Source organism: Pantoea sp. BJ2, assembly GCF_040255075.1.
Classification (GTDB): domain Bacteria; phylum Pseudomonadota; class Gammaproteobacteria; order Enterobacterales; family Enterobacteriaceae; genus Pantoea; species Pantoea leporis.
Genome location: NZ_CP158293.1, coordinates 221,260 through 245,556, shown reverse-complemented (window position 1 = coordinate 245,556; position 24,297 = coordinate 221,260). Strand labels below are relative to the sequence as shown.

The 24,297-nt window shown below is 55.6% G+C and carries 16 protein-coding genes; 12 read left to right on the top strand and 4 right to left on the bottom strand.

Annotated elements, in window-relative coordinates; translation table 11 throughout:
* Nucleotides 1-11: 11 nt before the first annotated feature.
* A complete protein-coding gene (locus AAF463_RS20630; protein ID WP_101761336.1) occupies nucleotides 12-917 on the bottom strand; it encodes a LysR family transcriptional regulator in 906 nt (301 codons plus the stop codon).
* A gap of 147 nt (nucleotides 918-1,064) precedes the next feature.
* On the opposite strand from AAF463_RS20630, the gene AAF463_RS20625 reads away from it, so the two are divergent.
* On the top strand, nucleotides 1,065-1,811 hold the full coding sequence (locus AAF463_RS20625; protein WP_110867182.1) for an SDR family oxidoreductase: 747 nt from the start codon (nucleotides 1,065-1,067) through the stop codon (nucleotides 1,809-1,811).
* 39 nt (nucleotides 1,812-1,850) lie between these two features.
* Here AAF463_RS20625 and AAF463_RS20620 read toward each other — a convergent pair whose 3' ends face one another.
* Nucleotides 1,851-3,023 carry an ROK family protein gene (locus AAF463_RS20620; RefSeq protein WP_350262359.1) on the bottom strand — a complete coding sequence of 391 codons (1,173 nt, stop codon included), beginning with the start codon at nucleotides 3,021-3,023 and terminating at the stop codon, nucleotides 1,851-1,853.
* 152 nt (nucleotides 3,024-3,175) lie between these two features.
* Here AAF463_RS20620 and AAF463_RS20615 point away from each other — a divergent pair, with 152 nt between their 5' ends.
* Genes AAF463_RS20615 through AAF463_RS20600 form a run of 4 tightly spaced genes read left to right on the top strand, consistent with a single transcriptional unit; the run spans nucleotide 3,176 to nucleotide 8,011 of the window.
* The gene (locus tag AAF463_RS20615) at nucleotides 3,176-4,495 is read left to right on the top strand and encodes an MFS transporter (RefSeq protein ID WP_350262358.1); all 1,320 of its coding nucleotides are present in this window, start codon (nucleotides 3,176-3,178) and stop codon (nucleotides 4,493-4,495) included.
* Nucleotides 4,496-4,505: 10 nt separating this feature from the next.
* Nucleotides 4,506-6,149, top strand: coding sequence for a GMC family oxidoreductase N-terminal domain-containing protein (locus AAF463_RS20610; protein WP_350262357.1), 1,644 nt, complete (start codon nucleotides 4,506-4,508; stop codon nucleotides 6,147-6,149).
* Nucleotides 6,142-7,221, top strand: a complete 1,080-nt coding sequence (locus AAF463_RS20605) for a M24 family metallopeptidase (RefSeq protein ID WP_350262356.1) — start codon at nucleotides 6,142-6,144, stop codon at nucleotides 7,219-7,221. Before AAF463_RS20610 ends, AAF463_RS20605 begins: the two co-directional genes overlap by 8 nt.
* Nucleotides 7,222-7,231: 10 nt before the next feature.
* The gene (locus AAF463_RS20600) at nucleotides 7,232-8,011 is read left to right on the top strand and encodes an SDR family oxidoreductase (RefSeq protein WP_350262355.1); all 780 of its coding nucleotides are present in this window, start codon (nucleotides 7,232-7,234) and stop codon (nucleotides 8,009-8,011) included.
* A 47-nt stretch (nucleotides 8,012-8,058) separates the two neighbouring features.
* Here AAF463_RS20600 and AAF463_RS20595 read toward each other — a convergent pair whose 3' ends face one another.
* Entirely contained in the window at nucleotides 8,059-8,418 is a 360-nt protein-coding gene (locus AAF463_RS20595; protein WP_350262354.1) for an NUDIX hydrolase, read from the bottom strand.
* 129 nt (nucleotides 8,419-8,547) lie between these two features.
* Here AAF463_RS20595 and AAF463_RS20590 point away from each other — a divergent pair, with 129 nt between their 5' ends.
* The 6 genes from AAF463_RS20590 (at nucleotide 8,548) to glgX (ending at nucleotide 18,940) form a co-directional block, all read left to right on the top strand.
* Nucleotides 8,548-9,297 carry a DeoR/GlpR family DNA-binding transcription regulator gene (locus AAF463_RS20590; RefSeq protein WP_210080451.1) on the top strand — a complete coding sequence of 250 codons (750 nt, stop codon included), beginning with the start codon at nucleotides 8,548-8,550 and terminating at the stop codon, nucleotides 9,295-9,297.
* Between the two features lie 142 nt (nucleotides 9,298-9,439).
* A complete protein-coding gene (locus AAF463_RS20585) occupies nucleotides 9,440-10,330 on the top strand; it encodes an oxidoreductase (RefSeq protein ID WP_350262353.1) in 891 nt (296 codons plus the stop codon).
* Between the two features lie 200 nt (nucleotides 10,331-10,530).
* Nucleotides 10,531-11,970 (top strand): glycine betaine/L-proline transporter ProP, encoded by a 1,440-nt coding sequence (proP, locus tag AAF463_RS20580; protein ID WP_350262352.1) that lies wholly within the window; start codon nucleotides 10,531-10,533, stop codon nucleotides 11,968-11,970.
* 594 nt (nucleotides 11,971-12,564) lie between these two features.
* Entirely contained in the window at nucleotides 12,565-14,349 is a 1,785-nt protein-coding gene (gene treZ, locus AAF463_RS20575; RefSeq protein ID WP_350262351.1) for a malto-oligosyltrehalose trehalohydrolase, read from the top strand.
* Nucleotides 14,346-16,832: a malto-oligosyltrehalose synthase gene (gene treY / locus AAF463_RS20570; protein ID WP_350262350.1), complete on the top strand. Its 2,487-nt coding sequence runs from the start codon at nucleotides 14,346-14,348 to the stop codon at nucleotides 16,830-16,832. The genes treZ and treY overlap by 4 nt, the downstream gene beginning before the upstream one ends.
* Before the next feature lie 35 nt (nucleotides 16,833-16,867).
* Nucleotides 16,868-18,940 carry a glycogen debranching protein GlgX gene (glgX, locus tag AAF463_RS20565; protein WP_192412792.1) on the top strand — a complete coding sequence of 691 codons (2,073 nt, stop codon included), beginning with the start codon at nucleotides 16,868-16,870 and terminating at the stop codon, nucleotides 18,938-18,940.
* Between the two features lie 73 nt (nucleotides 18,941-19,013).
* Here the strand turns inward: glgX and AAF463_RS20560 are convergent, their stop codons facing one another.
* Entirely contained in the window at nucleotides 19,014-22,280 is a 3,267-nt protein-coding gene (locus AAF463_RS20560; RefSeq protein WP_350262349.1) for an autotransporter outer membrane beta-barrel domain-containing protein, read from the bottom strand.
* Nucleotides 22,281-22,569: 289 nt separating this feature from the next.
* Here AAF463_RS20560 and AAF463_RS20555 point away from each other — a divergent pair, with 289 nt between their 5' ends.
* A complete protein-coding gene (locus AAF463_RS20555) occupies nucleotides 22,570-24,213 on the top strand; it encodes a methyl-accepting chemotaxis protein (RefSeq protein WP_350262348.1) in 1,644 nt (547 codons plus the stop codon).
* Nucleotides 24,214-24,297 lie beyond the last annotated feature (84 nt).

The following is a 24,297-nucleotide window of genomic DNA, read 5'->3' as shown; positions in this document are numbered from 1 at the left end:
GCGATCCCGCTCTACCCGTTCAATCGTTCAGGAAACACGTCCCTCAGCCATCCGATAAATACCCGTAATCGCTGCGTAAGATGACGATTCTGCGGATAAACCACATGAAATGGATAATTCCCCGGACGCCACGCCGCCAGAATCTCAACCAATTTCCCTGCCTGTAAATCTGCTGCCGCTGCATAGCGGAAGGTCTGAATAATCCCTAAACCCGCAACCGCTGCCGCCAAATGCGCGTTACTTTCATTGACGCCAATCCGATGCTCACTCTTAATCTCAAGCTGCTCTTCGCCCTGAGTAAAACGAAACGGAAACGCTCTGCCGCTCTGCGGTGACAAATAGCTCACCACGCGATGTCCATTTTTCAGCTCCTGCGGATAAGCCGGTACGCCATAGGTTTTCAGATAGCCCGGCGCGGCGCAGGTAATCATCTCCGCATCCCCCAAATGACGCGCCACCAGCGACGAATCGCTAAGCGGACCGCCGCGAATCACGCAATCGACGTTACCGCTGATCAAATCCACCGCGCGATCCGCAACGCCAAGATCGATACGAATGTCCGGATAGCGGGCAATAAAATCGGGCAGCGCCGGAATCAACACATCGCGCGCGGTTGAGCCGCCAATATCAATACGCAGATAGCCGCCAGGTTTGGCGCTTTCCGCATTAAACGAGTGGTCGATATCTTCCAAATCGCGCACGATGCGCAGCGCTTTTTCATAGTAATCGCGCCCTTCTGGCGTCACCGTGACGCGCCGCGTGGTGCGTTGCAGCAAGCGAATGCCGAGATGCGCTTCCAGTTCCTGCACCAGTTTGCTCAGCGTGGCATTCGGCATATCGATCGAATCCGCCGCACGCGTAAAGTTGCCCGCTTCGACGACGCGCGCAAAGGCCTTTATCGCCAATAACTGATCCATGCTGTTTTCCGCCGCCTTTAATTATCCACACACAGAAATAGTCATTTCGATTTTACACCATTTATCAGCAAACGCCGTGAAGATAGATTGCTTCTCATGCACTGCAACGCAGTCATCAAAACCTCATCATCCATTGGAGAAGCAAACATGAACGCACTCAACGGCAAAATCGCATTGGTAACCGGCGGCACAACTGGCATTGGTCTGGCATCCGCGCAGGAGTTGGCGACACAAGGCGCTCGCGTGTTTATCACTGGTCGTCGTCAGGCGGAGCTTGATGCGGCAGTCGCCAGCATCGGTGCCAGCGCCAGCGGTATTCGCGCTGATGCTGCGGTGCTAAGCGACCTCGACAACGTTTACGCAGAAATCGCCAAACAAGCGGGCCGCCTCGATATCCTGTTCGCCAACGCCGGTGGCGGCGACATGCTGCCGCTTGGCGCCATCACCGAAGAGCATTTTGACCGTATCTTTGGCACCAACGTGCGCGGCGTGCTGTTTACCGTGCAGAAGGCGTTGCCACTACTGAGTGACAATGCCTCGGTGATCCTCACCTCGTCCACCACATCGGTTCAGGGTACTGCCGGATTCAGCGTATACAGCGCCAGTAAAGCCGCGGTGCGCAACTTTGCCCGCTCATGGGCGCTGGATGTGAAAGATCGCGGTATTCGCGTTAACGTTGTGAGTCCCGGCCCGGTGCGCACGCCAGGTTTGGGTGGTTTGGTGCCGGAAGATCAGCAGCAAGGATTGTTTGATGCGCTGGCGGCGCAGGTGCCGTTAGGTCGTCTTGGCGAACCTGACGAAATTGGCAAAGTGGTGGCGTTTTTAGCGTCCGATGCGTCCAGCTTTATTAACGCCGCTGAGCTGTTCGTCGATGGCGGTATGGCGCAGGTCTGAAAGCTATTGTGTAGGTCGCCATTTATGGCGACCACGCTCTCAAGCCGCACTTGGTTCCGCCTCCACATACAAATAACCAATCCCCAGCACCTGCCGCGACCGATCCAGCTGACCAAAATGCACATTGGTGCCTTTGCTTTTCAACGCATCACGCGGATCGAACGGATTAAAATCGATCTGTCGCACAATGGTCTGCAACCAACTGTCACCAAAGGTACAGCTGCGACCATATAACCAAATCTGATTAATATTCAGCGTGTTGAGAAAATTATATAAGCTCATACCAATCGCTTCGGCGGCGCGCTGTGCCCACGCTACAATCCAGGGTTCGCCCGCTTGCCACGCTTGCAATAACTGCGTGCTGCTGGGCTGCGGCGCTTCGGGATCGCGCTGATGAGCCGCCTGTTTTAAGGTGCTGAGTGAGGCCACCGTTTCCAGACAACCCTGACGGCCGCAACTGCAGCGCTGGCCGTTAGGCTCAATGATGGTGTGGCCGATTTGTCCGCTGCCGTACAAATTGCCGCGAAAAATCTCACCGTTGATCACAAATGATGAGCCGATGCCGTAATCCACATTGATGACGCAGAATTCGCTGAGCGCATTGCGATTTAACCACTTCTCAGCCAGCGCCAGCATCACGCAGTCGTTATCCACACGCACTTCCACGCCGAGCTTCTCCTCCAGCAGAAATTTCAACTGCAACGGCGTTTTCCACGCGGCCTGCGGCATATGCTGTGACACACCGGTGACCGGATCAACCTGACCATGCACTGCCAGCGCCAGATTAATGCGTCGCTTCGGCCACTGTTTGCAGGTTTTCCGCCACACCGCCTCAATCTCACTGAGCAATGCTTCCGGCGTTTCCGCTTTGATAGCGACTTGCTCAAATTCTCCCTGCGCTACCAGCTGCGCATCGGCCAGTTGCCGTTCAATGCTGCTCGGTTTGACGCATAAACACAGCGTCCAGGCACCGTTGGATGGCAGTTCAAAACTGCCATTGCTGTTACCGCGAGCGCTCATCAGCGCCTCAGAGTGTTGCAGTTTTCCTTCATCCAGCAGCGCCTGCAAAATTTTGCTGGTGGCTGGAATGGTTAAGCCGCTGAGGTGTGCCAATTGAGATTTACTGAGTTGCTTATGCCGCCACATCAGCGACATAAACAGCGCCTTATTATGTTTTCGCACCTGCAAATTGTTCAAACCAACCGGCTTCATTTTGTCTCCATTACACTCCATCCGCCCCGTTTACTAAACAGAGTTTACTGTCTTTTGTGATGGTTTCGCCATCCTCTTTACTACCGTTGTCTTAAAGTTCGTGCTCATCCCAATAACAAAAAAATATCCTCACCTCCCAAGAGACATTGAACATGACAACATCACCTGCAAACCATCCGTGGCTGATCCGCCTCGGCATTCCACCCGCGCTGGCCTGGGGCTACGTCGCTGTATTGCTGTTTATGATTGGCGATGGCGTGGAGTCGAACTATCTCGCGCCTTACCTGCATGAAAATGGTTTCTCACTCAATATCGCGGCGGCGGTGATCGCCTTCTACGGCGTCACCGTTACGCTCGGTTCGTGGCTGGCCGGTTCACTCTCCACACTCATTGGCCCGCGCAAAGTGATGCTGGCAGGCGGTGTGATCTGGATTGTGTTTGAAGTGCTGTTCCTCGCCATCGCCTTGCCTTCCCATAGCGTGGCCTTGCTGGCGTTAACGTACGGTTTGCGCGGCGTTGCCTACCCCATGTTTGCCTATGCGTTTCTGGTGTGGATTCAGGCCGCCGCACCCGCCGATATGCGCGGTTCAGCAACCGGTTGGTTCTGGCTGGCGTTTACCGGCGGCTTGCCCACGCTGGGATCGCTGGTGGCGATCTTCTCAATACAGTTGATTGGTGAATACGCGACTTTCTGGCTGTCGCTTGGGCTGGTCGCGTTGGGGTTGCTGGTCATGGTGATCGCGCTTAAAGAACGCAGCGGCTATCAGTCGTTGCTCGATGAGCAACACCGTCAGCAGAGCGTTGCGCGTACGCTAATGGGCGGCATCGATATTTTGTGGCGTGAACCGCGCATCGCCGCCGCTGCCGTAGTGCGCATCATCAACACCACGCCTTACTTCGGCTTCTTTATTTTCCTGCCGGGCTTTTTCACCGAGCAGATCGGATTTACGCAAACCGAATACCTCAGCCTGATCACCATCATGGGTTTAGTCGGCATGAGTTTTAATCCCATTGTCGGCAAGCTCAGCGATCGCATCGGCTGGCGCAAAGTGCTGACGGTATTTGGTGGACTCGGTTCCGGCATCTCAATGTTGCTGATGTATTTTGTGCCGCAGTGGAGCCACGGTAGCTTTTTACTCAGCGTCATCTGCGCGTGTTTATATGGCATCACCTTGTGCGGCTATGTTCCCGCTGCCGCGCTGTTCTCTTCCCTGTGCCAGCCAAAAGATAAAGGCAACGCGATGGCGATTTACTGCTTTGCTGCCGGGCTTTCCACGTTCTTTGGCCCTGCGCTGTACGGTGCCTTCAACGCGCTGTTTGGCACCTCGGGCGTAGTGTGGGGTTACGCCGCTTTGTACTTGATCAGCGCTCTGGTTTCCTGGTGCTTCCTGCTCAGCCCGCTGGATCCCGGCGAGCAGCATAATCCCGAGGCGCAGCGCCTGCGCCGTTTAGATTCTGTCGCTTCAGAGTAAAGAGAGAACCATGAAAGAGTTTGATTACATTGTGGTGGGCGGCGGCAGCGCCGGTTGTATCGTCGCCGCCAGGTTAGTCACGGAAGGCAACGCGCGCGTGCTGCTGCTGGAAGCCGGGCGCGATGAGTATCACCCGGTGCTAAAGATGCCCGCAGGTTACATGAAGTTTCTCGCCAGCGACAAATTCCTCACCATGCACCAGACCGAGCCGCAGCCACAGCTCAACGGACGCGGCGTGATTGTGCCGCAGGCGAAAGTGTTGGGCGGCGGTTCGACGGTCAATGCGATGGTGTATATGCGCGGCCATCGCCAGGATTACGCCGACTGGAACAGCGCACTCGGCAATCAGGGCATCGACTGGTCGTGGGATGCGCTGCTGCCGCACTTTACCGCCATCGAAGATAACGATCATCTCGGCGCGCCCCATCACGGCATCGGCGGGCCAATGAAAGTGTCGCATCTCGGCCACTTCAGCCCACTGAGCCGCGCCTATGTGAAAACTCTGCAGGGATTGGGGATTCCTTACACGCCGGATTTCAATACCGGCAATCCGTTTGGCGTAGGCTTTATGCAGCACACCATTAACGGTCAGACGCGCCAGCGCTGCAGCGTGGTGGATGCCTTTATTACGCCGCTGCGCCATGACGCGCGCTTGACCATCGTCACCGGCGCGCAGGTAGAGGAGATTCTGTTCGAGGGCGCAAATGCCAGCGGCGTACGCTACACACAGGATGGCCATCCGCAACGTGCCTGCGCGCGTAAAGAGGTGATTCTGGCTGCCGGTGCCTATCAAACGCCGAAGCTGCTGATGCTCTCCGGCATCGGTCCACAAGCCCAGCTAAAACAGCATGGCATCACGCTGCGTCAGCATTTGCCGGGTGTCGGCAAGAATTTGCAGGATCACTATGAAGTGCCGGTGGTGGCCAGCACCAACGGTGCGTTTGGCTATTATGGTCAGGATCGTGGCTGGCCGATGGTCAAAGCCGGCTTGCAATATATGTTGTTCAAAACCGGTCCGGTCACCACCACCGGCGTGGAAACCTGCGCCTTCTTTGACCCGCTCGATTTCGGCGCCACGCCAACGATTCAGATGTTTTGCGTGCCCACGGTATATCTCGACCGCGACGTGATGGGCGCCGATCCCGGCCATGGCGTTACCGTCAATTCGCTGCTGCTGCGCCCCAAAGCGACCGGCGAGGTCACGCTGCGCGATAGCAGCGCCAGCAGCTTGCCGATTATCGATACACAAATCTTTGGTCATCCCGACGATTTGGCGCGCACCATCGCCGGTTTCCGTTTTGCGCGTAAGGTCATCACCGCGACGCCCATCGGCGCGATGGTGCAGCAAGAGATCTTCCCCGGTGCAGAGATGACTTCAGATGAAACGATTGCCGAACACTGCAAGCGCATGGTGAAAACCGGCTATCACCCGGTCGGCACTTGCCGCATGGGCCACGATAACGATCCGCTGGCGGTGTTACACGACGACCTGCGCGTGCGCGGCGTTAACCGCCTGCGCGTGGTCGATGCCTCAATGATGCCCAACATTATTAGCGGCAACACCAATGCTATTGTGATGGCGGTGGCTCACCGTGCTGCTGAATTGCTATTGCAGACGCAGCAGAGCGAGAGCAAGGAGCACGCTTATGAGTGAAAAATTATCCCGCCTGCAGCGTGCACTCGCCTCCTGGCAGCTCGATGGTGTGCTGCTTACCCGGCGCGATAACATCGCCTGGCTGACCGACGGTGCCAGTTTTTACGTGGTGGAACGCGCCGAAGTCGGCGTGGCCAGCTTGCTCATCACGCAGGACAAGGTTCTACTGCTCGCCCCTGAAAATGAGATGCCGCGTATCCTCGCCGAAGAATCGCTGCCGTTTGCCTGTGAAACGCTGAGCTATCCGTGGTATCAATCGTTAAATACCCTGTTGCCTGAGGGCAAATTCGGCAGCGATACGCCGCAAAACGGCATGTCTGATATTCAACAAGCGATGGTGGCGCTGCGACAGGGCCTGAACAGCAATGAGCAACAGCGATTCAAAGCGTTGGGGCGCGAAGCCGCGCAGATTGTCGAAGGCGTGGCGCACCAGTTAAAAGCAGGCGTAACGGAATGGCAAGTGGAGGCCGAGATTGTCGCTGCCTGTCTGGCACGCGGTATTCGTCCGATGTGCACCTTAGTAGCGGCCGATGAGCGTATTAGCGCGTTCAAACATCCGGTGCCCACGCAGAAAAAGCTGCAGCAACACATGCTGATCACGCTCGGCGCCGAGCGCCACGGGCTGCACGTGAGCCTGACGCGGTTAGTGCATATCGGCCAACCAGGACCCGCATTACGCCAGCACCTCAACACCTTGTGCCAGATTCACGCCGATATTATCTGTGCAACGCAGCCGGGCCAAAGCTGGTCAACGCTATTTCAGGCAATTAAAGATGCCTATCAGCGGCACGGACATGGCGATGCGTGGCGCGATCATCATCAGGGCGGCCCGGCGGGTTATGGTTGCCGCGACGTGATCCTAACGCCAGATACGCGCGGCGATATTCACTCTGATATTGCCGTGGCGTGGAATCCCACGCTCAGCGGCGTAAAAAGCGAAGATACCTTTTTACTTACCGCTGAGGGCTGCGAAGCCTTAACGCGCAGTGGCGAATGGCCAATGATTACCGTGCAGCGCGGCGAGCGCACGTTGTACTTCCCAGACTGGCTGGCATTACCGGCATCTTCATAAGGAGGCGATTATGTCATCACGATTAGCTAATAAAACCGCGATTATCACCGGTGCTGGCAGCGGCATAGGCAGCGCAATCGCTACACTGTTTGCGCAACAAGGTGCTCGCGTGGCGCTCTTCGATCTTGACGGTGAAACCACCGAAGCGCTGGCGGCAGAGTTGCAGCAGCAAAGCGGCCAACACTGTTTTGCCTATAGCGCAGATGTCACGCAACCCGAGGAGGTGCAGCGGGCGGTGAGCGAAGCGCAGCAAGCGCTGGGCCCGATTGATATTCTGATCAACTGCGCGGGCGTGAATGTGTTTCGCGATCCGCTGGCGCTGGAAGATGACGACTGGCAGCGCTGTATGGAGGTCAATCTGAAAGGACCCTACAACCTGATCCGCAGCGTGCTGCCGTGCATGCTGGCGCGCCAGTACGGCAATATCATTAACGTCGCGTCGGTACACGGGCACAAAATCATTCCCGGCGCGTTTCCCTATCCGGTTGCCAAGCACGGTTTGATTGGCCTGACGCGTTCGCTGGGCGTGGAGTACGCCAGCCAGGGCATTCGCATTAACAGCATTTCTCCGGGTTTGATTGTGACGCCCGCCGCTGAAGCCTGGCTGGCAAGCTGTCCCGATCCGCAAGCCGAGCGTGAACGGCAGGCCGCTTTGCTACCGTGCAAACGTATTGGTGAACCGCAGGAAGTGGCATATACCGCGCTGTTTCTCGCCTCGGACGAAGCGCGCTTCATCAATGCCACCGATATCCTGGTTGATGGCGGACGCAGCCAGATTTATCACGAGTAATAAATGATATTTTTATCGGGTCGCCATTCATGGCGACCACGCTTAATCTAACTCTTAATCACCGGAATCTCATCCAGTTGGGTAAAGATCGCCATCCCCCGCTCCTTGCCAATCCGCACATCGTTATCAGCCCCCTGCGACGCGCCCGGAATGCGTAAAATAGCATCGCAACAGTGAATCAAACGATGCGCCACCGGATAGAGAAAAGATTCACTGATTTCATCGCCAATTGTCTGCGAACCGGCGGCGCTCGCCAGCGGCAACGCCAGCCACTCACCAATCACCGGCGTATGTCCGCGCTGGTAGACCTGCAGGGCAATCTGGTCTAATTTCTTAATGTTTTCATGAATTAACACTTGATTGCCGTTGGTGCCGCTGCGTACGGGCCCTGCTATAAGAATCAACATTGCGTTTCTCCAAAAATTCGATGGTGTGGGCAAGCGTTTTTTTGCACGATTTGCCCGGCGATAGGTGACAAAATCTACGCTAACATGCATAATCGTGCAGATACAAGCAAAAACATGAATGAGAAAATAATGCTTTCCAGCCAACGTAAACAGCACATCCTCGCCATTCTGAGCGAAGAAAAACAGGTGATGTCGAGCGAGCTTAGCCAGCGCTTTGCGGTGTCGGAAGACTCAATCCGCCGCGATCTGCGTGAATTAGCCGCCGAAGGATTACTGCAACGTGTACACGGCGGTGCGCTGCCGGTTTCTGCCGCTATTGCACCGTTTGAAACACGCAAAAGCGTGCAGATTAGCTCTAAACGCCTTATCGCGCAGAAAGCGGTCCAGCTGATCCAGCCCGGCCAGGTAGTGATTATCGATGGCGGCACTACCACCGCCGAGATGGTGAAATTGCTGCCGCCGGACCTGGCATTTACCGTGGTGACGCACAGCCCAAGCATTGCCGTGGCGCTGGTGGATTATCCGCAGGTTGACGTGATCATGATTGGCGGCCTGCTCTATCGCCATTCGGTGGTGGCGGTGGGTGCGGCGGTGCTGGAAGGCATTGCGCGGATTAATGCCGATCTGTTCTTCATGGGCGTGACCGGCGTGCACAAAACGGCGGGATTAACCACTGGCAACTACGAAGAGGCCGGGGTGAAACGTGCGCTTTCCGCACGCGCGGCGGAAACGGTGGTAATGGTGTCGAATGAGAAGCTGAATTCCGCTTCGGCGTTTGCCATCGGCGAATTATCACTGGCCAGCACCTTGATCGTTGATGCTCAACCCGATGACGAAATGTGCCAACTGCTGCGGAAAAAGCACATAACTGTGCTGTAAACGGCTATTCTTCGCTGCTAAACAATTAAGGTCATCGTACGCTTTCCAATCAAAGCCTATCCCGTAGCGGCGCGATTTATCGCGCAATGAATTGCGCCGCTACGATCCCTGCAAGCATTTTGATAATCAGGAGCTTAATAAGATGTCTGAGAATCCCACCATCGCCCTTATTGGACCGGGCGCGATTGGCACCACCATCGCAGCGGCACTGCATGAAGCTGGACGCACGCCCACGATTTGCGGGCGTACCGCACATCCGCAGCTGGAGTTGCGTCACGACAGCGGCAAAATTATTGTTCCCGGCCCGGTGCTCACCAATACCGCCGAGATCGCGCAACCGTTCGATCTGGTGTTTATGGCGGTGAAAACCACCCAGGTTGAGGATACCGCGCCATGGCTGGCGGCGCTGTGTAATGAAAATACCGTGGTGTGCGCGCTGCAGAATGGCGTGGAGCAGAAAAGCCAACTCGCGCCCTATGTCAATGGCGCGACCGTGCTGCCATCGGTGGTGTGGTTCCCGGCCCAGCGCGAACCGGACGCCTCGGTGTGGCTGCGGGAAAAGCCGCGCCTGACACTGCCGGAAACGCCGCACGCTGAGTTGGTGGTTGCGGCACTGCGCGACACGCGCTGCGCGGTCGATCTCTCCGCCGATTTCCTGACCATCGCCTGGCGCAAACTGCTGCAAAACGCGGTTGCCGGTTTGATGGTGCTGTCGAATCGTCGTGCGGGTATGTTCCAGCGCGAAGACATCAGCGCGCTGGCGCTGGCCTATTTGCAGGAGTGCCTGACGGTAGCGCGCGCCGAAGGTGCCGCGTTAAAAGATGAGGTGCCGCAGGAGATTGTAGAACGCTTCCACCGCGCACCGACTGATTTAGGCACCTCGATCCTTGCCGACCGCCAGGCCGACCGTCCGCTGGAGTGGGATATCCGCAACGGCGTCGTGCAGCGTTATGGTCGGGCGCGCGGTATTCCCACGCCAATCAGCGATGTGATTGTGCCGCTGCTGGCGGCCGGTAGTGAGGGGCCAGGCTGATCATCTACATTCACGGTCGCCATCCATGGCGACCTCCCTCAAGCATGCTATCTACCCGTGTTTTATCCTGCCAACTTGCGAGATGTTAAAATCTTTACTAGGGTTTGCGCTTCTTCTGCCTCTTATAGCTTTCTTTTCCATTTATGAAATTACGGCTGCGAAAGCTATAAGATCGCGCCATTTTCTCAACTGGGGAATTTATGAGCACAGGAACGGATACAACACACTCAGCCACAGCCAGTGGCTTAACCGTTGATGACATCACCGTTATCGACAACAAATTGCTGAAACGCGCGGTCGGTGCCGCCGCATTGGGTAATGCGATGGAGTGGTTTGACTTCGGCGTTTACAGCTATCTCGCCGTTATCATTGGCCAGGTCTTCTTCGCCGATGCCAGCGCTGCCGCGCAGCTGATCGCTTCGTTCGGAACCTTCGCCGCGGCGTTTTTAGTGCGTCCGATTGGCGGCATGGTGTTTGGTCCACTCGGCGACCGCATTGGACGTCAGAAGGTGCTGGCGTTGACCATGATCATGATGTCGATCGGTACGTTCTGTATCGGTCTGATCCCAAGCTATGCCAGCATTGGTATCGCTGCGCCGATTCTGCTGCTGCTGGCGCGCTTGCTGCAAGGGTTCTCCACCGGCGGTGAATATGGCGGTGCCGCGACCTTTATCGCGGAATACTCCACCGACAAACGCCGCGGCTTTATGGGTAGCTTCCTTGAGTTCGGTACGCTGGGTGGCTATCTGCTAGGCGCCAGCCTGGTGACAGCAATGATCGCTTTCTTACCGCATCAAACCATGATGGATTGGGGCTGGCGTGTGCCGTTCTTCCTCGCCGCGCCGTTGGGTCTGTTCGGTTTGTATATCCGCTTAAAGCTGGAAGAGACGCCCGCGTTTAAAGATCACATGGATAAGCGCGAAGAGATGGAGCACAACAAACCGCGCCTGAGCGTGTGGCAGATGCTGCGCGATCAACGTAAACCGCTGCTGAAATGTATTGGTCTGGTACTGTTGTTCAACGTCTCCAATTATATGCTGACCGCCTATATGCCGAGCTATTTAACCGGCGTGCTGGGAATGAGTGAATTATCCGGCCTGATGTTGGTGATGGTGATTATGTTTATCATGATGCCGCTGACGTTAATGTGGGGATATCTCACCGACCGCATTGGTCGCCGTCCGGTGATTGGTTTAGGCGCGTTGGGCTTAATCGTGCTGGCGATTCCGAGCTATATGTTGATTGGTTCCGGCAATATGCTTTTGGTGTTTGCCGGACTGGCGATTCTGGGCTTATTGCATACTTGTTTCAGCGGCACCATGCCGGCAACGTTACCGGCGCTGTTTGTCACCGATATTCGTTATAGCGCGCTGGCAATTGGTTTTAACTTATCGGTTTCGCTATTTGGTGGCACCACGCCGCTGATTACCGCATGGCTGGTGGATACCACGCACAATAATCTGATGCCGGCGTATTACATGATCGGTGCCGGGATTATTGGTTTGCTGACGGTTTTAACCTTGAGTGAAACGGCACGCAAACCGCTGAAAGGTTCATCGCCTGCGGTGGCAACAGAAGCGGAAGCGCATCGTTTGATCGATAAATTGCGTAAACGTAAGGTCAAGCATAAAACGGCTTAGGTTCGAGTCGGCATTAACAAGGGCCGCAGTCCTGCGGGATTTAAAGCGATTTTGAGTTGAGAATACGCATGACTGCTGCAGCGCGGATGTTGAGGCGACATCCCAATCCGCTGAACGAATGAGGGATTCCAGGGCGAGCCGCAGGGATGCGGCGAGAGGCGGCGCTGAGCAGGAGCGAATCGCCGCCGGTCCGTCAGGAATCGTGAATGAGTGAAGGCACCGCGCAGCGGCGGGTTGGGCTGGCGCAAGGCCCGGGAGTGCAGAGGGCGCGGCTAGGCGTCCTCTGCTCGGTCGCCGCACGAAGACACTGCAACTGCCTCAGCATAGGGCGAACGAAAGTCGCTCGGCGTTTAACTGAGCAGCATTACGCCATTCATGGCGACCTCATCTAACCGAAGCGTAAAAATCCCCCGCTAATTCGATAATTTCTTAAACCCACCTGAAATCCTCTCGCGCGCACCAGAAAACGCCAAAATATCGACTATGATTTGTTGTCCGACCTAACTTTCATCCCAAATTATTTATCGTTTTCAGCCAGTAGCGAATCGCTTGATGTCGTCCATTGCCCCTGCGTGGGCTAAACGAGGCAATTGAATGGAATTCAGATCATTTGAAAAATCCTGGGGCGCTGAGATTCTTGCTGATGACAGCGTCCGTTTTCGTGTTTGGGCACCAGGGCAGCAGCACATCACCTTAAGACTTGCCGATAACGACACCGCCATGCTCGACGCAGGCGACGGTTGGTTTGAGCTGCAAGTCAGCGGCGTGGCGCCCGGTGCAGAGTATAACTTTGTGCTGGACGATGGCACGGTGGTGCCGGATCCCGCCGCGCGTGCGCAAAAGGCTGATGTTAACGGCCCTTCACTGGTGGTCGATCCGCAAAGCTATCGGTGGCAGCACACCGAATGGCAAGGTCGTCCGTGGCATGAAACGGTGGTGTATGAAATGCACATCGGCACCTTCACGCCCGAAGGCACTTTCCAGGCGGCGATAGCTAAATTGCCGTGGCTGGCCGAATTAGGCATCACGCAGCTGGAAGTGCTGCCGGTGTCGCAGTTTGGTGGCAATCGCGGTTGGGGCTACGACGGCGTGCTGCTCTACGCTCCGCATGCGGCTTACGGATCGCCGGATGATTTCAAAGCCTTTATCGATGCCGCGCACGCGCACGGTTTGTCGGTGGTGCTGGATATCGTGCTCAACCACTTTGGCCCGGAAGGCAACTACCTGCCGCTGCTGGCGCCGGCGTTTTTCCACCAGGAACGCATGACGCCGTGGGGCGCGGGCATTGCATATGATGTCGATGCTGTGCGGCGCTACATTGTCGAAGCACCGCTCTACTGGCTGCAGGAATTTAATCTTGATGGCCTACGTTTTGATGCCATCGACCAGATTGAAGACAGCTCCAGTAAGCATGCGCTGATTGAGATTGCCGAACGCATCCGTCAGGAAATACCCGAGCGCCCTATTCATCTCACCACCGAAGATTGCCGCAACGTTATCTTCCTGCATCCGCGTGACAAACAGGGCAACGCGCCGCTGTTTACCGGTGAGTGGAACGATGATTTCCACAACGCGGTGCACGTGTTTGCAACCGGTGAAACTCATGCCTATTACGAAGATTTCGCCGACGTGCCGGAGAAGCTGGTGGCGCGCGTACTGACTGAAGGCTTTGCTTATCAGGGCGAACTTTCACCGCAGAGTGGGCAGCGGCGCGGCGTGCCGAGCGCCAGCCAGCCGCCGGTGGCGTTTGTTGATTTCATCCAGAACCATGATCAGGTGGGTAACCGCGCGCAGGGCGATCGTTTGCTCAGCCTGGCGGGCAGCGATCGCACCAAAGTGCTGCTGGCGACGCTGCTGCTGTCGCCGCATATTCCGCTGCTATTTATGGGCGAAGAGTATGGGGAAACGAATCCTTTCCTGTTCTTCACCGATTTCCACGGCGATCTAGCCAAAGCGGTGCGTGAAGGGCGCGCGAAGGAGTTCACCGGGCACGCCGGGCATGACGAAGAGGTGCCAGATCCCAACGCCGAGCAGACCTTTACCCGCTCAAAACTTGACTGGGATAAGTTACAAACGCCTGAAGGCCAGAGCTGGCTGGCGCTCACGCGCGAGCTGCTGGCGCTGCGTCAGCGATATATCGTGCCGCTGCTGGCCGATGCGGGCGGCAACAGCGGCAAGGTGCTCGCCACCGCTGAAGGCTTTGTGGCCGTCAGCTGGCATTTCCCACAGGGCGAACTGTCGCTGGCGCTGAATATCGGCAAGCAGACGCAACCTTTACCCGCCACGCCAGGTCGCACGATTTTCGCCTGGCCGCAAGAAACTGAAGCATTATCACAAAACGCCATCGTGGTGCGTTTGGATCAGGGAGCAACAAAATGAGTATTCCAACCGCGACGTATCGCATTCAGTTTCGCAACGGCATGACGTTTGATCGCGCCGCGGCGCTGGTGCCCTATCTGCAACGCCTTGGCATCAGCCATCTTTACGCGTCGCCGATATTTAGCGCCACCGCCGAATCCACCCACGGTTACGACGTCATCGATGCCAATGAGATCGAACCGGCGATTGGCGGCCGCGACGGCTTTAATCGTCTGGTTGAGGCGTTGCAGGACGCGGAGATCGGCTTGATTCTCGACATCGTGCCAAACCATATGGCGGCCTCGCTGGAAAATGCCTGGTGGCGTGATGTGATCGAGTATGGCGAGAGCAGCCGCTATGCCAATCATTTTGATATCGACTGGACGCGCCGCCTGACGCTGCCGTTTCTCGGCGACAGCTTCGAGAACGTGCTGGAAAACGGTGAGCTGAGCATTAAAGCGCATCCGCAAACTGGCCATCCCGCGCTGGCGTATTACGGCAGCTTTTACCCGCTGACGCCCGCCAGCTGGCAGGATCGCGCCGATGAGGTGCTGGCGATGACTGAAGCCAAAGCGATTGCTGAACTGCATGAGCAGCAGCCGTGGCGTTTGATGAGCTGGCGCGATGCACGCAGCGAGCTCTCTTATCGCCGCTTCTTTGAGATCACCGGTCTGGTCGGCTTGCGCGTTGAAGATGAAGCGGTGTTTGCCGATTCCCACCGGCTGATTCTCGAACTGGTGCGCTCCGGTGCGGTCAGCGGCCTGCGCGTCGATCACGTTGATGGCCTTGCCGATCCACAAGGCTATTTGCGTCAGCTGCGCCAGGCCACCGGCCCGGATTGCTACATCACGGTGGAAAAGATCCTCGCCGAAGGAGAAAAGATCCCTGACGATTGGCCCATTTCCGGCACCACCGGCTACGAATTTATTGCCGCGCTGTCGCACGCGCTGGTGGATGATTCGCAGATCGATACGCTGCATCTGGCCTATGAAGCCACCACCGGACAACGCAACGACGTTGAAGGCGGACTGCGCGTGGCGCGTGAATTGATGGTTGACCGCAATTTCGCCGGTGAGTTTGCGCGTCTGCTTAAGCTGGCGACGCAGATTGCCGGTTCTGAACATCGCAACCTTGGCGAAGCGGAACTGCACGTCGCACTGCGCGAAATCCTCATCGCCTTCCCGGTGTATCGCACCTACGGCCAGCAGGACGGCATGCCGCTCGAAGGCGAAGAGCTGCTGCAACAGGTGCTGGAAACGGTGAAAAACAGCGCGTCACCGACGGTGTTGAGTTTGCTGCAGGCGATGCTGCTGGGCGCGGTTTCCGAAGAGAGCGAAAAAGACGCGCACGAATTCCGCATGCGCTTCCAGCAGCTGACCGGACCGCTGATGGCGAAATCGGTGGAAGACACGCTGTTCTTCCGCAATCACGTCGCGTTAGCCATCAATGAAGTGGGCGCAGAACCGCTGCCGCACGCCTTCTCGCTGGCGCATTTCCACAGCGAGATGCAAACGCGGCTGCAACAGCAGCCCGATGGCATCTCTTCCACCTCAACCCACGACACCAAACGTGGTGAAGATGCGCGTGCGCGGCTGTATACGCTAAGCGAAGCACCCGCGCTGTGGGCGGAACACGTAGCGCGCTGGCGGCAGATTAATCAGGCGCAGGTAGTGGAACTGGACGATGGCGCCGCACCGGAACCGGCAGTGGAATGGATGCTGTATCAGGCGTTAGCTGGCGTGTGGCCGACCACCTTGCAACCGCAGGATGCCAGCCAACTCGAAGAGCGCTTTATTACTTTTGTCGAAAAAGCGTTACGCGAAGCCAAACTGCGCACCGACTGGGCAGAGAGCAACGACGCCTACGAAAAAGCGGTGCTGGATTACGCGCGTCATCTGCTTTCACCGGCCAATCAGTTGTTCCTCAGCGATTTCAGCCACGCGTTGCAACCGTTTATTCAGGCTGGATTAATCAACAGCCTGACGCAAACGGTAATTAAACTCACCGCGCCGGGCGTGCCGGATATCTATCAGGGCAGCGAAGCGCTGGATTTCAGCCTGGTCGATCCCGACAACCGCCGCACGCCGGACTTCGCGCTGCTGGAGCAGCAGCTGGAAGAGTCCGCTTCGCCTGACTTTAACGACGCGCAAAACTGGCTGAGCGGCAAACTGAAACAACAGGTGATTGCACGCCTTCTGCATCTGCGCCGCGATTATCCGCAGCTGTTCCGCGTGGGCGATTATCAGCCGCTGGACGTCAGCGGCGAGCATCAGGAGAAAGTTATCGCCTTTGCGCGTCAGGACAGTAACCACGCGCTGCTGGTCATTCTTCCTCGCCTGAGTTTTGACAACGCGCAGTGGACGCAAACCGAAGTGGTACTACCCGAGTCACTCGCCCATCGCCACTATCGTAACTTATGGAGTGGCGAAACCGTGACGATTGGCGATTACATCGCGCTGGATGAGGCGGCCTCAAGTGCGCCGTTAGTGCTGCTAAGCAGCTGATGCATTACCCGATTAATCTGTGTGGAGAATAATGGATGACAAGTAAGCCTCTAGAAATTACAGCAGGTTCGGGACAAGTGCTTGGCGCTAACTATGATGGCCAAGGCGTGAACTTTGCGCTGTTTTCGGCCTGCGCTGAGCGAGTCGAGCTGTGTTTATACGATGAGAGCGGCGAAAACGAAATCGCCCGCTTCGATTTGCCGGAATACACCCATGAAGTGTGGCACGGCTACATTCCCGGCTTGCAGCCCGGCGCGCTCTATGGCTATCGCGTGCACGGCCCGTACGAGCCGGAAAATGGCCATCGCTTTAACCCTAACAAACTGTTGCTCGACCCTTACGCACGCGAACTGGCGGGCGAATTGCAGTGGGACGAGTCGCACTTCGCGTATGACCTGCTGCATGAAGACAAGGATTTGAGTTTCGATACCCGCGACAGCGCACCGTTTACGCCCAAATGTGTGGTCATCGATCCCAATGAATTTGACTGGCAGGATGCTAACCGACCGAATATTCCGTGGTCGAAAACGGTCATTTATGAAGCGCACGTTAAAGGTTTTAGCCAGCTTAATCCGGCGGTGCCCGAAGAGATGCGCGGCACTTACGACGGTCTAAGCAATCAGGCTTCGATCGATTACATCAAAAGCCTGGGCGTAACCACCGTGGAGCTGCTGCCGGTGCACGGTTTCCCGGACGATCAGCATCTGCTGGATCGCGGTCTGAAAAACTTCTGGGGCTACAACACGCTGGCGTTCTTCGCCCCGGCCACTCGCTACTTTGGTCCGCGCGGAATTCAGGGCTTCCGCGATATGGTGCGCGCCTTCCACGATGCTGGCCTCGAAGTGATCCTCGACGTGGTTTACAACCACACCGCCGAAGGCAATGAACTGGGCCCCACGTTGTCGTTTAAGGGCATCGATAACTACTCTTATTACCGCACGCTGCCGGATCAGCATCGCTACTACATCAATGACACCGGCACCGGTAACACCGTGAATACGTCGCATCCGCGCGTGCTGCAGATGATTCTCGATTCGCTGCGTTATTGGGCCGAATCCATGCATGTTGATGGCTTCCGTTTCGATCTCGGCACCGTGCTAGGCCGTGAACCGGAAGGCTTTGACCAGCGTAGTGGCTTCTTCGATGCCATCATGCAGGATCCGGTGTTGTCCAAACTGAAACTGATCGGTGAACCGTGGGATATCGGGCCGGGCGGTTATCAGGTTGGCGGCTTCCCGCCGGGCTGGGCGGAGTGGAACGATAAGTATCGCGATACGGTGCGTGAATACTGGAAAGGTGACATGGTCACTAATGACTTTGCCGCGCGCCTGCTAGGTTCTGGCGATCTTTACGATCAGCGCGGTCGCCGTCCCTGGTCCAGCATTAACTTCCTTACCGCGCACGATGGCTTCACGCTCAACGATTTGGTTTCGTACAACGAGAAACACAACGAAGCCAACGGTGAAGATAATAATGACGGCCATAACGAGAACCGTTCGTACAATTACGGTGCGGAAGGCCCAACGGACGATGAAGGCATCAACGCGGTACGTGAGCGGCAGAAACGCAACTTCCTCGCCACGCTGCTGTTCTCGCACGGCACGCCGATGTTGCTGGCGGGCGATGAGTTTGGTCGCAGTCAACTTGGCAACAATAACGGTTACTGCCAGGACAGCGAGATTTCCTGGCTGCATTGGGAAAACCTGCCGCCTTCTGCTGATGCACTGCGCGACTTTACCCGACATATTCTGGCGTTACGCGCTCAACAACCGCTGCTGCGGCGTGAAAGCTGGCGCGATGGTATGGAAATCAAATGGTTTAACGCCGGTGGCGGCTTCCAGCAGGATGATCAATGGGATGATGGCACCACGCTCGGGGTGTATCTCGGTCGCCCGGATTTAGAGCCGGAGGAAGGCATCTGGCATGACGTGTTGATGCTGTTTAATCCGTATGAAGGCAATGTACCGTTCAGTATTCCACAGTTTGGTGAAGGCGGCTGGGTGCTGGAGCTTTCGACGTCTGACAGCGTTGAGAAAGGGTTAGTGATTACCAAAGAGAAGGATTTCGAGCTGGAAGGCCGCAGTATGGCGCTGTTCCGCAGGCCATAATTATATAAATTTGCGCAATAAACTGCGCCGCTACAGAAGCATGCACGCATTCGTAGCGGCGCGATTTGTGTTATCAGAAATTAACCTTCACGCCCACCATCGCACTGGTATCGTTGTACCCCTTATCCCCCATCTGCTGAGCCATATTGCCCCACAGATTAACAGTTTTATTCAGCTTCGCATCGACGCCCAGCTTCACTTCACCGAGGTTACGCGCACCGGCTTGCTGCACGCTGATGCCATTCATGCTGCTGCCAAAGGTTTCGGTGTTGTGCACCCAGTTGGCTTCGATAAATGGCTCGAAGGTGCGGTTTTTACCATCATCAATGGCATTGTGGCCTTTGATGTAAGCGCGAACACCCAGACGCGTTTGCAGATTGTTGTCGCCTTCACCCACCACGCGCGTGCCGTTTTGCTCTTGATGATCCTTCGCTTTCACGCCCATCCAGGTCGCCTGCGCCTTCGGCTGCAGATAGACGCTGGAACGCTCGCTCATCTCCGCGACTTTGAAGCTGTAACCGGCTTCCACTGACGCGGTGATGCCTTTCGATTTGTAGCTCTCTTCCGCGATGCCATCACCTTTCACGCTGTTATCAAACCAGTCGTAGAGCATCCAGCTGTCTACATAAGCTCCGGTCTTGTCAGCGTTGTCCTGCAACCAGGTCGCGTAAACGCCCGTGCTGTAACCGTGCACCTGACCTTTTGCGGTGTAACCCGTCACGTTGGAGTGTGTGTTACTTTGCGCATTAGCGTAGCCGCCCATGACACCCAGATGGAAACGGTCCGCACCATTACTGCTCCACTTGGCGATATCGCCGCCTAACTGCATCACATAACGGTTACCGGTGGTTTTCAGCTGGCCGGAACTATCGCTGAAGCGCGTGTGTCCACCTGCGTTACGCAACCACAGGCTGGTGGCGTGTTTCTTACCGTCTGCACCAATGTAGTGGGTCTCACCCAGACGATCATCCAGCGAGGTGGTAAATAAGGTATTCGCAGCAGCGAGGTTAGCCGCATAGCTGCACGCTTCCGGACGCGTAATCGGGAAGCCTTTAACCGGCTTGCCCACATCACCCGCATTACCTGAACCACTGCCCGGCGTGCCGGTATCATCGCCTGGCGTGCCGGAGCCGTTGTCAGGATCGCCAGGATTAACCGGATTGCTGCCTGGATTGCCCGGTGCCACGTTGTTGCTGTTGCTCTCCAGTACCCATTTATTGGCATCCTGCACCAGATGATAATCGTAAGCACCGGCCACAATACGGCCCTGCTGGGTGAACGTACCGTTTACGTTGCCATCGACGCGAATCAGCTCGATACCATCGATGGTTTGCGCGCCGGTGCCGCCGGCGTTCTGCACCACCACGTTGCTGTTACCGGCGTAATCACCGGTGATGTGCAGGTGATCGGTCTCTGAATGATCATCCATCAGATGGGTTTTGAAGTCGATGGTACCGTTGGTGCTGTTCAGGCTGCTCAAGGTCACCTTGCTAAAGCCGGTGCCGGCCGCGGTCATATTCAGCGTGGCGTTATTCAGCGTCAGATTATCCACCGCAGAGCTCGACGTAACATTCCACTGGCTGCCATTCGCCAGGTTCAGATTTTCCAGTGAGCTGGTCGCACCGTTCCAGACGGAGTTGTTATCGAGGTTGATGATGTTAGTCGCGGTGTTGGCGCGATCGATGATGACATCACCGTTAAATACTGAGCCGTTATCACCGGTCAATGTCACATTGCTAACCGTGCCTGTGCTGCTAACGCCAGTGGATAACAGCGTCGCGCCGGATAATAAAGCACCAGAGGCGGTCACCTGTGCATTCACCGTATCAGTGACTTTCATGGCGATGCCTTCACTGGCAGTGACGGCGCTGTTAATCAGTGACAAGTTATTAGTATTGTTAGCTGTAGATTTGAAAAGTAACGCTGCGCTATTCGTGCCTTGCATAACGATCTGGGAATTTTCCATCGCCACGTTATTGTCGCCACCATTTGATCTCATGGTAAGACCAGAGGAGATGTCCAACCCTTCCTGGCTTTGAATATTTATGCGCAAATTATTTGCAACAATATGACTGCCGTCGTATGCCTGCAGGCCGGAGCCTCTGACAGCGCTGTTAATTTCGACATTTTCCAACGTTGAGTTATTACCAACCAGTTGAATACCGAAGATATTGGTTCCCGTCGTATTAATTTGGACATTTTTGGCGTTCAGCGTTGTGCCTACACCATGAACAAACACACCCGCCGCATTAGTCGCCATTGACCCATCATTATTGATAATGACGTTATCGAGATTAATTGCGCCAGTTGCATAAGCATCAACTGTTGTTGCTCCACCGTTAATGGTGGCATTACGGATATTTAATGTCCCGCCATTGAATGCCTGAACCGTTATTGTACCTCCAGTGGTGGTAATGGTGCCGCCATCATAATTCACCACTGAATTGCCTCCATTGGCACGCAGACCGTAGTTATTAATGCGATCGGTAAAGATATTGGTGTTAGTCAGATTAACCGTACCGCCGTTTTGCGCATATACCGCTTCGGAGGATGAGCCCGCCGTGCTGATCTCGCTGTTATTAACATTAACTACGCTGGCGTTTCCTGCGGCCTTAACGCCATTAGTCATGTGGCCTTCTGCTTTGATGACGCTATTGTTAATTGTTATCTCGCCACCAGTGGCGTTGACCGCATGAGCACCATCGCCCGTGGTACTGATGCTGCTATCACTGATGGAAAGATGCCCAGCACCCGCCGCCGCAAACGCACCGAAGGAATTGGCTCCGCTGGTTTTAATGGTGCCGTTAGTCAGCGTGATATCACCATCGCTGGTTTGGACCCCGTATGAACCTTTGCCAGATGTAATGATATTGATACCGTCACCAGTGATAGAGCCGGCACCGCGCGCATAGAGTCCATGCGACGTGGCTGCAGAGGTTTTGATATCGATATCTTTTAAGGTCACCCCAGCGCCAGTATCTGCGAATGCACCGTGCCCATAGGTATTTGAAGTGGTGATGGTGCCGGTGGTGAAATCAACTGTCCCATTATTTGTGGCGCTTACGCCGCGCACATATTCGCCGGTTCCCGCACCTACAATATCCTGATTATTTACAATGACCGGATTGCCATTAGCAATGATGGTTCTGGCAGCGATTGCCGTTGTAGCATGCAGAGCCACTGTAATTGCCAGCGCCACACCGGTTAACGCCATGGCTTTGCTTGCGGACGGCGTTAACACCGAAGAGGAATGGGATTTAACCTTGCCCTTAGCCAGCTCCGAGGCCACCACATAACGCTGCGTTGCAGCATGCCAAATCACACGGAATATTTTATTCATGGGATTTTACTCTCTTTAAGTTCAGAAACTTTCACGATTTCCGAAATCATAGAGAGCGGGTCTGTAAGGCAATATCGGAGGGAGCGCGGAGTTTTGTAGTCCTTTACTTATCCAATGCAATACAGCGCTGGTATCCGGCAAAAATGTTAAAAATTAGCGTGATAACCAGTTGAAGACTTAAACCCTGAATAAAAAAATTAACTAATTTCCTCAATCTGCCGATGGTTATTAATCTGCCCTCTTCCCTACGCGGCTTTTGCCGGGACGCTTTAAGATTAAGGATAATAAAATGAACATCTCTCAACGTCTGTTTGCCACCTTTTCCATACTGTTTGGCGCCATCATCCTGCAAGCGATACTCGCCATTTCCTTACTCTCTGGTTTTCAGGATCGCTTTGAATATGTACAGGCCAATGCGATTCCCTCGATCAAAGATCTGGGGAAACTGATCGATGGCAGTAACCAGTTGGCGCTGACGCTCTACAAACACAAAAGCCAGACCGACGACAGCAAAATGCCGGCTATTGAGGACGAGATCCAGAAACAGCTGGCGGATTTGAAGGCGCAGACCGATTACTACATGGCGCACGATATCTCCAGCGATGAAGATAAGCGCTTAACCGAAGTCGCTTATGCCAATATTCAGCACGTCACCGCCGCACTGGCGCCGTTTATCACCGCCTCGCGGGCGCATCAAAATGATATCAGCCTCAATCTGATTGATGGACAAACCGGTATCGGAGCCGCCATTCGCCAGCTGATTAGCGATTATCAAAAACAGCTGCAGCTGAATATCACTATCGGCGATGAACTGCGCGCCACCAACCGTAGCACGTTCCACTCGGTGTTATGGACCACCATCACCGGCGTTATCGCCACCGTGCTGATTTTTGGCGTGCTGTCGCTGTTCACCGTATTGCGCATTCGTCGCAGCTTGTCTGCTGCGGGCAAAGTAATGATGACTGCCAGCGAAAACCTCGATTTGACGCTGAAAGCAGATGAGAGCCGTCGTGATGAAGTGGGCAACATGGCGCACTCGTTTAACGTCCTGATGGAACGCGTTGCAGGCGCGCTCTCTTCGGTGCGTCAGGCGTCACAATCAGTGAGCAGCGCATCGGTACAGATTTCCGCGGGCAATGAAGATCTCTCATCACGCACCGAGCAACAGGCGGCATCGCTGGAGCAAACCGCGGCCAGCATGACCGAGCTGAGTGAAACCGTGCGTCAAACCGCCGATAACACGCGCCAGGCCAGTCAGCTTGCCGCTAACGCCAGCGGATTGTCGGAGAAGAGCAGCACATCACTGACCACCATGCTTTCAACCATGGATAACATTCGTGGTAGCTCGCGCAAAGTGACGGAAATCGTTTCGATCATTGAAGGCATCGCCTTCCAGACCAACATTCTGGCGCTGAACGCTGCCGTTGAAGCCGCACGTGCCGGTGAACACGGCAAAGGCTTCGCCGTAGTCGCCGGTGAAGTGCGCAACTTGTCGCAACGTTCAACCACCGCCGCGCGCGAAATCAAAACGCTGATCGAAGAGTCACATCGTCTGACCGAAGCCGGTGCTGCGCAGGCCAGCGACGTAGGCCGTAATATGAGCGTGATGAACGATGCCATTCATCAGGTAAGTCAGCTGGTGGAAGAAATCGCCGCTGCCGCAGTCGAGCAGAGTCAGGGCATCGTGCAGGTGCAGCAAGCGGTGAATCAGATGGACGACGTTACGCAGCAGAACGCCGCGCTGGTGCAAGAAGCCTCTGCCGCTTCGCAATCGCTGCAGGAACAGGCCGGGAATTTGAATCAGCTGGTGGGTAAATTCCATGTCGCGGCGGCTGGCGAAGTTCAGCAAAAGCAGGCTGTGGTGCGTACGCCTTCATTCGTTAAACCCTCGCGCGTTGCGGTGGTGAATGATGCGGATTGGCAGAGTTTTTAAGCTGATTTAGCCGGTGCGCATAAATGTGCACCCTACGAAAACGCTGGGTCGCCAATCATGGCGACCACGCTGCCTTTGCCAGGC

Coding starts and splice junctions, on each gene's coding strand:
- AAF463_RS20615 (WP_350262358.1), top strand. CDS start 3,176: ATGACAACATCACCTGCAAACCATCCGTGGCTGATCCGCCTCGGCATT.
- AAF463_RS20625 (WP_110867182.1), top strand. CDS start 1,065: ATGAACGCACTCAACGGCAAAATCGCATTGGTAACCGGCGGCACAACT.
- treZ (WP_350262351.1), top strand. CDS start 12,565: ATGGAATTCAGATCATTTGAAAAATCCTGGGGCGCTGAGATTCTTGCT.
- proP (WP_350262352.1), top strand. CDS start 10,531: ATGAGCACAGGAACGGATACAACACACTCAGCCACAGCCAGTGGCTTA.
- AAF463_RS20605 (WP_350262356.1), top strand. CDS start 6,142: ATGAGTGAAAAATTATCCCGCCTGCAGCGTGCACTCGCCTCCTGGCAG.
- AAF463_RS20585 (WP_350262353.1), top strand. CDS start 9,440: ATGTCTGAGAATCCCACCATCGCCCTTATTGGACCGGGCGCGATTGGC.
- AAF463_RS20630 (WP_101761336.1), bottom strand. CDS start 917: ATGGATCAGTTATTGGCGATAAAGGCCTTTGCGCGCGTCGTCGAAGCG.
- AAF463_RS20600 (WP_350262355.1), top strand. CDS start 7,232: ATGTCATCACGATTAGCTAATAAAACCGCGATTATCACCGGTGCTGGC.
- AAF463_RS20560 (WP_350262349.1), bottom strand. CDS start 22,280: ATGAATAAAATATTCCGTGTGATTTGGCATGCTGCAACGCAGCGTTAT.
- AAF463_RS20595 (WP_350262354.1), bottom strand. CDS start 8,418: ATGTTGATTCTTATAGCAGGGCCCGTACGCAGCGGCACCAACGGCAAT.
- glgX (WP_192412792.1), top strand. CDS start 16,868: ATGACAAGTAAGCCTCTAGAAATTACAGCAGGTTCGGGACAAGTGCTT.
- AAF463_RS20610 (WP_350262357.1), top strand. CDS start 4,506: ATGAAAGAGTTTGATTACATTGTGGTGGGCGGCGGCAGCGCCGGTTGT.
- AAF463_RS20620 (WP_350262359.1), bottom strand. CDS start 3,023: ATGAAGCCGGTTGGTTTGAACAATTTGCAGGTGCGAAAACATAATAAG.
- treY (WP_350262350.1), top strand. CDS start 14,346: ATGAGTATTCCAACCGCGACGTATCGCATTCAGTTTCGCAACGGCATG.
- AAF463_RS20555 (WP_350262348.1), top strand. CDS start 22,570: ATGAACATCTCTCAACGTCTGTTTGCCACCTTTTCCATACTGTTTGGC.
- AAF463_RS20590 (WP_210080451.1), top strand. CDS start 8,548: ATGCTTTCCAGCCAACGTAAACAGCACATCCTCGCCATTCTGAGCGAA.